At 59.6% G+C, this 8797-nt stretch carries 5 protein-coding genes; 3 read left to right on the forward strand and 2 right to left on the reverse strand.

The genetic code is table 11. The features are described from left to right. Positions 1-89: 89 nt before the first annotated feature. Positions 90-1388 (reverse strand): MFS transporter, encoded by a 1299-nt coding sequence (locus WG901_RS23230; protein ID WP_339589520.1) that lies wholly within the window; start codon positions 1386-1388, stop codon positions 90-92. A gap of 373 nt (positions 1389-1761) precedes the next feature. Here WG901_RS23230 and WG901_RS23235 point away from each other — a divergent pair, with 373 nt between their 5' ends. From WG901_RS23235 to WG901_RS23245, 3 genes are all read left to right on the forward strand, one after another. Further along, on the forward strand, positions 1762-2229 hold the full coding sequence (locus tag WG901_RS23235; RefSeq protein WP_339589521.1) for a hypothetical protein: 468 nt from the start codon (positions 1762-1764) through the stop codon (positions 2227-2229). 942 nt (positions 2230-3171) lie between these two features. Continuing rightward, positions 3172-4110: a hypothetical protein gene (locus tag WG901_RS23240; protein WP_339589522.1), complete on the forward strand. Its 939-nt coding sequence runs from the start codon at positions 3172-3174 to the stop codon at positions 4108-4110. Between the two features lie 281 nt (positions 4111-4391). After that, on the forward strand, positions 4392-6428 hold the full coding sequence (locus WG901_RS23245; RefSeq protein ID WP_339589523.1) for a TonB-dependent receptor: 2037 nt from the start codon (positions 4392-4394) through the stop codon (positions 6426-6428). Between the two features lie 1450 nt (positions 6429-7878). Here the strand turns inward: WG901_RS23245 and WG901_RS23250 are convergent. Next, positions 7879-8625 carry an HAD-IIB family hydrolase gene (locus WG901_RS23250; protein WP_339589527.1) on the reverse strand — a complete coding sequence of 249 codons (747 nt, stop codon included), beginning with the start codon at positions 8623-8625 and terminating at the stop codon, positions 7879-7881. Positions 8626-8797 lie beyond the last annotated feature (172 nt).

Raw genomic sequence — 8797 nt, forward strand, 5'->3', positions numbered from 1 at the left:
CGGCGCTTCGCGCGCCTTGGTGAGGCAAGGGCTAACGATGGCACGATGGGGGTGTTAGGCCCGATGCTGCTCGCAGCGATAGGTTTTGCCTATGTGGCGGGCTCCTTCTCTGTCCATTCGGGGTACGGCCCCAGCCCGACGATCAGCAGTCCCGAAACGATGCTTGCTGGGATCGCTACGAGCAGCAGGGGCGCGTAGTTCCCGAATGCGTCATGCACGGCAGCCGCGATGGTCGGCCCCAAGCCGCCGCCGACAGCGATGAGGCTCGCCATGACGCCGAAAATCTTGCCGAAGTTGCGCATGCCTCCATAGCGCGTCGTGAGGTAAGCGCAGATCTGCAGACTGGTTCCTGCAGCGTACCCGATGAGGATCATCGCCAGAACCACGGCCGCCGACGTTCCGGTTGGATACAGGATCAGCAGGAAGCCGACCGCTGGCAACGATAGACTGAGGCCGCCGACCCAGCCGCCGTCGATACGATCGAGAAGCCAGCCGGTGACGATCTTCCCCACGATGCCCGCGACCCCGGCAAGGCTAGCGAGATAGGCTGCATTCGCGCGATCGATGCCGTTCTCGACGAGGATCGGGACCTGATGGACCAGGATCGCGATGTTGAGCAGGCACGATATCAGTGTCGCGCCAGCGATGCGGATTAGCGTCGGAGTGCGGAACGCTTCGCCAAAGCCCAATCCCGTGCTGGCAACTTCGCTGGTCGTTCCGGGGCGCTGCAGCCGTCGACGGTCGCGCGCGTCAAAGAAGAACAGGAAGAGCAGTACGAAGGTAAAGCCGCCCCAGCCGATGCCGAGCGTGGCATAGGCCGTCCGCCAGCCGTAGTTGGCAATCAGGAACTGCGCCAAGGGAGGCACCACTACTTGCGCGATAGCCGTGCCTGAGAGCGCGAATGCGAGCGCCAGCCCGCGACTGGTGCTGAACGTGCTCGATACGGCTGCCGACCAGATCGTGGTCTTGAGCAGCATGGCGACGAGCGCATAGGCGAGCCACAATCCAAGCCACTGCGCGATCGAGCCAGACAGGGTCGCAAAGCAGGCGATCGCCGTCGCGGAGAGCACGACGCCAGGCAGAGCCAGCCGTCGGGATCCCCAGCGATCGACCATGGCACCAACAACGGGCGACAGGGGGAGCGACAGCATGGCGGCAATCGTAAGGCCCAGGGAGATCTGACTACGGCTCCACGCGAATTCGGCTTGAAGCGGCTCCATGAACAAGCCCAAGCCATGGCTCATCACCGAGTGAAACGACATCCCCACCGTCGCAGCGAGGACAAGCGTCCAATGGGCGCGCCACTCCTGTCCGGCGGATGGCGCAAAGTGCTCTTGAGCGGTTGCGAACGCGCCCTTGGGCGATTGAACTGCAGCGGCGGAAACCATTCCTCATCCCTCTTTTCCCAGAGGGTAAGACAGGCGAGTGCGAAGTGACGAATTCCAAAGCGCTCTACCCGCGATAGGCTTTACCTCTCGCTACTTGCAAATGTCAGATAAGACGAATGACGAGGTTATGATTGTGAACGTAAGGCGGCTTTTGGCGTGTAGCCTTAGCGATCCGAACGGCAGCAAAGTCGGCGTTTGACGAAATTGCGGTCGTATCAGTCGTGGCGCAGCGCTTCCGCAGCCGTCTCGTCTCCGGCGGCGTCCGCAATTAGGTCCACATCCGCACAGAAATTGACTGCAAATTAGGTGCCATCACAATGGTAGACCGCGATGAGAAAACGGGGGGCAGCGGCGATATATGACACCGAGCTCGATGAAATTTGGCTTCCGGGGGCACCCTCAGCGGTTCGCCATCGTCGCTGCTGTCGGTGTGGAGCTTATGCGATCCATTGCCACTCTTTTCCTCGCCACACTGGTTTTCGGCTGCAACAGGGAGCCGGAACTTCCGCAGATACTCCGTGATAAAGGGGATCAAGCAGGGAAAGTTTGGCTCGTTTGTGGCCCGCCGCATGGGAAAAGTCTTGATAATGCAATACACAACAAGCGCATCGTGGCTCGCCTCAACAGCCAGTTCCCTCCAGGTTCACCAGCATCAAGGCTAGATGCCGAGTTGGCCCGACAAGGATTTGAGCTTCATACGTGCCAAGATGAGCCGACCATACGCAACGCGAAATATAGCTGGAAATCATACGGGGGCGGCCTGAGCCTTATCACTTACAAAGTAAATTCAGAAAATCGAATTGAATGGGTGACGGGGGTGTCGCAAAACACTGTTGAGTAATATTAGTCGCGAAACCATGTAAGTGTTATTGGCCTCTACGGCGGCGACGTAGGGCGCGCCCAGCCAAGGACAACGAGCGGCTGGACCGGCATATGCCAAGGAGGTGAGCGAGTTGCGCCCTGTCGAATGGCTCGAGTTGCGCAAGCGGCTCGGTGGACAGGTGCTCCTCGAGAAGATCTGATTTCTCGGCGCGACTCTGAACCAATGGCGAGTTTCGAGGACCCGCATCCGATCTTCGAACGGCGGCTAAGTCGGCGTTTCCGGCAACGTTCCAACTCGCTAACCGGCACCGCCGGTGGTGCAGACTTTCTGGACACGAGCAGTCTCGTTTTCGAATACAGTTCGGTTGGATTCCGTCGCGAACCTTTCCGCATTCGGCGCTGGCCGATGAGCTGGTCCGCTTTCTGCGAAGTCTAGTTCGCGGATCCGCACGAACCTAACGAACGAATTGTTTCCCACCTGGCAATGGCCGGGGATACCGGGCGCCACCCAAAGCGCAGCCAATCCATTGTTCACCGCGACATATAGTGTTGGCTGCATACCTGCGGCATGAGCTGCCCTGACCTCGGCTTTGCCGTCTCGCCCTGCATACAGGTGATCGGCAAATGTGGCGGTGCCACGCTCGGCCTCAGGGGGTGCCTCTGCCCGTTCTGCTTGGGGGCCACACCCGGTCAGAATCCAACCGGAACAAGCTGCGATGAGACAGGAGTACCGCACAACGTTGATTTTGCACATCGCACGCTCGAACGCCAGCGAGCGCCCACCTGGCGGACTGAATGAATGTCTGCTTCCATGGATCCTTCCGGGGATTCGGAACGTCATCTAAGTGGGCGTTTCCCACATCCAATTTAAGGCTACCCGCCCTTGGCTCGCCTGCCATTAAGCCAAAGTTCAGTAGCGGTTGGACGAACTACGATTGTAGCAATTTGGGGATTTCCGACGATGCTCCGCGCTTCCTTCGCCGTCGCCGCGCTTTTCATGATGACGATGCCCGCGTCAGCAAAGGCTTCGGCACCGGAGAAGGCCGATATCATCATGCGCATCGGCGAAACCTTCGACACTATCATCAACGATCAGCCCATTCGGTTTCATATGGCCCCCGACGCTATTTCCGTGCCCACACTGAATGCCGACGCTGCCAAGCGAGCCGGATTGGAGCCGAGCATGATCGGCTACGTATATGTCATCGGCCCGGAGAAGATTGCGTTCCGAACGGACAACGTTGCCTACGGCACACAAGACGCCTCCTTCCGTCGCCGAACCGCCTTCAGCAATCGGCAGATTGTCGCAGCGGCCGACGGCATTGCCGGCCCCGAGACTTTCTCGTCCGCGCGGACAACCTTCATACTGCGCGATCCGCAGCCGGGTGATCGGGCCATCACCTTCCCGCTCGATAAGGAACTAGGCCGCAGTCAGACTAGCGTGCGATTGGATGTTGGCGGACACCAGATCTACGCGGCCTTCAGCACCGACCGTGTGGAGAGCCTCGTAACCGCCACCGGCGGGCGCTGGATCGCCGATGCCAATGGAGGACGGTTTGCCGGCGAAGCGCGCGCGGCACCGATCCTCTATGGCGTATCGCGACCCGTTCGTTCTCTCGCGATGGCGCGCCCCTTGGTGCTCGGTGAGCTGGAAATCCGCAATCTTGCGGTGCGCGTGTCAGATATGGGCGATGCCCAAGGCATCGCGGAAAGCCGCCTAGAGGACCAGGACGCCGACGAGATCGTGGTGACTGCAGACAGCACACGAAAGGTCCCGAAGCAGCGGCTGTATATCGGCATGGATACGATCGGGCACTGCGCTTCGATCACCTATGATTTTGCGGCGGGCACCGTCACACTGATGTGCCCGGCCCAGTCGCGATCTGTTCCGACAGCGTGAACCGCCTTTCCATCTCGCGGCAGAACCAGCAATGGTGTCAGGTTGCATTATGGCGGTGATCCACCTCAATGGCCGTCATCCGCCGATCTAATCTGAAAGTCCGTTCCCCCGCCAAAAGCTGACACCGGCAAACGCTATTGGAACGGAAAAATACGATCTCTCACCAGCCCCGTATCCGACCAACGCGTCCGTGCGGCGCGGTAGATCATATCTGGAGCTTTCCGGTGTTCTGCCATCCTTTGAGATTGGTATAGACCGATTTCGGTCGTCGCGGAGAATACATGCCAGCAGCCTTCCTGCCCGAAGCGATCGAAACAGCGTCCGTCGAAAATCAAGCCGATGTCATTGAAGTGATCGGCACGCGGGCCGAGAACTCCGAGAAGATCGACAGACGCACCTTCCAGGTCCAGCAAACTCCGCACTCGGCGCAGAAGGACGCGGTGCAACTGCTGCGAGGGCTGCCCGCGATCACCGTCACTCCCGATGACCGTATCCTGCTGCTGGGTGCCGGTAACGCGAATATCTACATCAATGGCCGACCTTACATCGGCGACGCCAAGCAGTATCTGCGTACGCTTCACGGCACCGACATCGACCGGATTGAGGTCCTGACCAACCCTTCCGCGCAGTTCTCGGCGGAAGGAACCGGCGGTGTCATCAACGTCGTTCTGCGCAAGAACGAAACGGCAGGCACCTCGGGCAACGTCAGCCTGCAATCCTCAAGCTACGGACATAGCCTCGTCGACACGACCGTAAACGTCAAACGGGGGAAGTGGGCATACGAGGTCAAGGCGGGCGGCAACGTCGGCACCATGGTACGTTCGCGCTATCAGAAGCTGCGCACCGTCGAAGCCCCAGGCGGCGGCCTTGCAACCGTGAACTCGGAAGATGGTGAGTTCTCGTATGAAGGCGTGGTCGGACGGTTGAGCGGTAAGGTCACCTACGATCTCGATCCTAAGACCACCATCTCGGCCCAGCTGGGAGGCGGAGGAGGTCACGACATCGTGACCAACAAGGGCCAGTTCCTCGGTCTCACCGCCGACTTTCCCTCGTTCTACGAACACCGAATCATGAGCAGCGTCGCCAGCTACCTGATGGGCGATTTCAGCATCCTCCATCGGGGGACTGCCAAGGGTGAGACGCTCAGCGCCTCCGCCCAGTTTTATGCGAACCCCGACGTTCGAGACGTGACGAACGCGCGCTTCAGCGACGGACGACTCTTTCGGACCGACGTTCGCAAGCCTTCGCATTCCGTGGATGCACATATAGACTGGAAACGCCCCACCGCGGCAGGCCAGATCCTGTCGATCGGCAGCACATGGAGGCTCGACGTCACAACGCAGGACTACCTGTTCACGAGCATCGGCGCCGGCCGTACACTCGGACCCGACGTGGCGGACGCGTACGACGGCTCGAGCAGCACGATTGCGGCATACGCGACCTTTCAGCAGCCTCTGGGCGATCTCATTCTGACGCCCGGCCTACGCGTGGAGCACAATGCCCGCCGCATCTCGAGCCCAGGAACCGCGGAAATGGTGATCAGGCGATCGGATCTGTTTCCGACATTCCACGCCAAGCAACGGCTGGGAAGGAAGCTGGATCTGAGCGCCAGTTACAGCAAGAGAATCGAACGAGCTCGCCTTGAGATTCTGCGCCCATATGGTTTGGTCGAGGATGCCGTGACCATCTTCCAAGGCAACCCAAACCTGAAGGACCAGAGCACGCATTCCTACGAAGTGAGCCTGCAGTACCATTCGGGAAAAACCCAGGCCGGAATAATCGCCTATATGCGCAACACCGACGATCTATGGAACAGAACCTACGACGTGAGCCCGGCGGGAACGACCGTCTACAGCTTCGTCAATGCGGGCAGCCGCCGAAATGCCGGCGTGCAATTCGATCTCAGCACCCCGCTCAACCGCCGCCTGAAGGTCAGCGCGAGCCTCAATCTGTTCAATCAACGCAATCAGGTCGATGCTTTCGGGCGTCCCGAGGTTCGAAGCGACTTCCGCTACACGACTAACGGCACGCTCGAATGGACGCTTCCAGAGCGAGGGTCTGTGCCTGGCGACGTGGCGCAGCTTCAGTGGTCGTACAACAGTCGTTCTCGCGACTACCAGCTTACCGACCTGGCCTGGTGGGACGCGAGCCTAGCCTATACCCACAGCTTCAGCCGGACGCTGTCGCTATCGGCGACCTTCCGGTCCCCTCGGCGTACACGCCAGCGCCTGATTGCACCTTTTGCCCAAGAGGCGATTTCTCGACAGCGAACGCCCGAAATCCAGCTCAAGCTACTCAAAACGTTTGGTGGCCGTTGAGCCACCGCGCCGATCGCACTGAGCCGATACACTAGAGATGAGACCTTGAGCTGAACCGTCTCGGTCTTCGCTGAATGAAAGTCCGCTAACGACGAGGACTGAAGAACCGTGCAACTTCGGGAATGTCGGCGAATGACGCCAACTTGCAGTGCAACGGGAAGTGATTGATACCGCTCAGAATGAGCACCGTGCACAAGCTTCGGCGGCCGCCGAGAAACAGGAACCGGTTATCCGGTCAAGCTCCGGGCTTGCCAAGGCTGCAAAGACGTCGACGTCGCTGGCGTTATAACTTCAAATTATTTGCCATCGCCCTTCTTGCACTGTCTGCGGCGATCGGAGGGATCAGCTACATCTCTCTTGGTGCGAAGGGGGAAACAGGACTCGCCTTTACCTGCTCTCAGCCGAGAATACTAGACGGCGATACCTTCGATTGCGGCGACACTCGTGTGCGCCTCGCCGGTATAGATTCACCTGAACTCCCCGGCCACTGTCGTCCCGGCAGAGAGTGCACGCCAGGCGATCCTTACGCCAGCACCGCGAACCTGAGGAAGCTAATCGGATCGTCGACGCTGCAGTGCCAGCAGTCAGATATCGACCATTACGGACGAGCCATCGCTCGATGTGCCGCCGGCGGCTTGGATTTGTCATGCGGGCAGCTTCGTGATGCTCACGCAGTCCGGCGATATGGTTGGATTTGGTGCTGATCGAATTTCTGTCGGATCACACCCTCGTTGCGGGTTTCACGCAATGTTCGGTTTCATCGCGCATAGCGTGGTCCTTGGGCGTCCACTAAGTCGGCGCGAGCCGCCAGGCTGCGCCCCTGACAATCGCGTCATTTAATCTCGCGCAGACTGATTGGATAACCCTTGAGCGGTCCGATTTCGGATTGCGGATCGACGGCCTTCTTTACGAGCATAACCAATGCCCTCAGAGGAACACTCCCCCCGCCATATCCGAACCTCCGAGCCTCCCTCAGGTTGCAGCGCCGTTGCCCCTGAAATAATCCGCATTCGCGCGGAAGCGCTGCGTCACTTGCCAATCTGAGAGGCCCACTGTCATCGTGCGCATCATTGACTTCCCTCTGCACCGGCAACGGAAGGCGGAACTTGTCGTTGTCGGGCGCGCAGACGACAATTTCGCTCAAGTCTTGAGGTCTTTTGCATGACGCGAATGACAACTTCCGATGTGCATTCTCAAGAGCTTGCTGGGCAGTCACCTGCGCTGCAATTGGTTCAGGCCAATTGAAGACCAACGACAAACAGGGCAACAAAGGCAGCAGTCGCATCATCCCGCCCCGCGCTCATCCGAGTCCGCTCAAAAGCCCGGGCGGCAGGCTGAACGGACGACGGCTTTCAGGCGAGCCGAAATGCAACGGAAACGGCGGCAATGTCGGCGTTACCCACCGTTGTGAAATCTTAGACCAAGATCGCCGCCGCACCGCTCCATCACCTTACCTCTTGCACGCGACGATCGCCGCAATCACCGACAGGGTTTCCCGCGCGTCTCGAACCAGCACGGTATCCAGGCCTAGCTCCTTGGCAGGATAGTCGTTGCCGCCGGGGAAAATCGCGTCGCCGACGAACATCATCGCAGCAAGGGGTATGCCGCTCTCGTCCCTCAGACGTTTCAGACCATAGGCTTTGTCCACCCCTTCGCGTGTCACGTCGATCGACGTCGCTCCGCCCATGTTGATGGACAAACCTGGAAGACGACCCCGCAGGTCTGCCTGGATGACCTTGCGCTTTGAGAAATCGGGATCCCAGTTTTCCTTTGCTTCGATTGGCGCCTCCTGTCCGAGGGCGGAAAAGGTGATTTGACTGCCACGATCCTCGATGCGCTGGCCCCAGGTCTGTTCGGGAACAAAACCCGTGGCCTCAAGCGACTGATCGAAAGCCTGCAGTATGCGGGCCTTCTCTTCCTCGTCGAACAGTTCAGCGTAGACCGTCCGCCAGGCACCCTCGCGGTGAACGTACAGCTTTGTTCCGGTGGTGGGCATCAGCCAGAGCCTCGACCGGTCCGCGCGCGCTGGGAGACGCGAGGCGACCTGCTTTTCGAACTGCGGCCAGTCTCCGCCCGAGATGACCGCGACATGAGCCACGTCGAGCAAATCCGACAGGGCTTCACCCATGTCGTCCTGCAAAGGCTGCTTGCTTTCGGCGAGCGTGCCATCGAGATCGAATGCGACAAGGTCCTTCAAAATGCTCTCCAGTTTTCGTGGTGCTTCCGCTGCCATCGAACTTTGACCCGGAGCCAATGTTCCTCCGGCAATGTCCCAGGCATGAGGTTGTCCAGTTAACGACGATGGGCAAAGGGCTGTCGGCAGCTTCAGCGCAGGTGCGCTCGCGGTGGTCGGAAAGGTCGAGCAGTGC

Origin of the sequence: Novosphingobium anseongense (assembly GCF_037482895.1) — a bacterium.
Lineage (GTDB): Bacteria > Pseudomonadota > Alphaproteobacteria > Sphingomonadales > Sphingomonadaceae > Novosphingobium > Novosphingobium anseongense.

Coding starts and splice junctions, on each gene's coding strand:
- WG901_RS23230 (WP_339589520.1), bottom strand. CDS start 1,388: ATGGTTTCCGCCGCTGCAGTTCAATCGCCCAAGGGCGCGTTCGCAACC.
- WG901_RS23235 (WP_339589521.1), top strand. CDS start 1,762: ATGAAATTTGGCTTCCGGGGGCACCCTCAGCGGTTCGCCATCGTCGCT.
- WG901_RS23240 (WP_339589522.1), top strand. CDS start 3,172: ATGCTCCGCGCTTCCTTCGCCGTCGCCGCGCTTTTCATGATGACGATG.
- WG901_RS23245 (WP_339589523.1), top strand. CDS start 4,392: ATGCCAGCAGCCTTCCTGCCCGAAGCGATCGAAACAGCGTCCGTCGAA.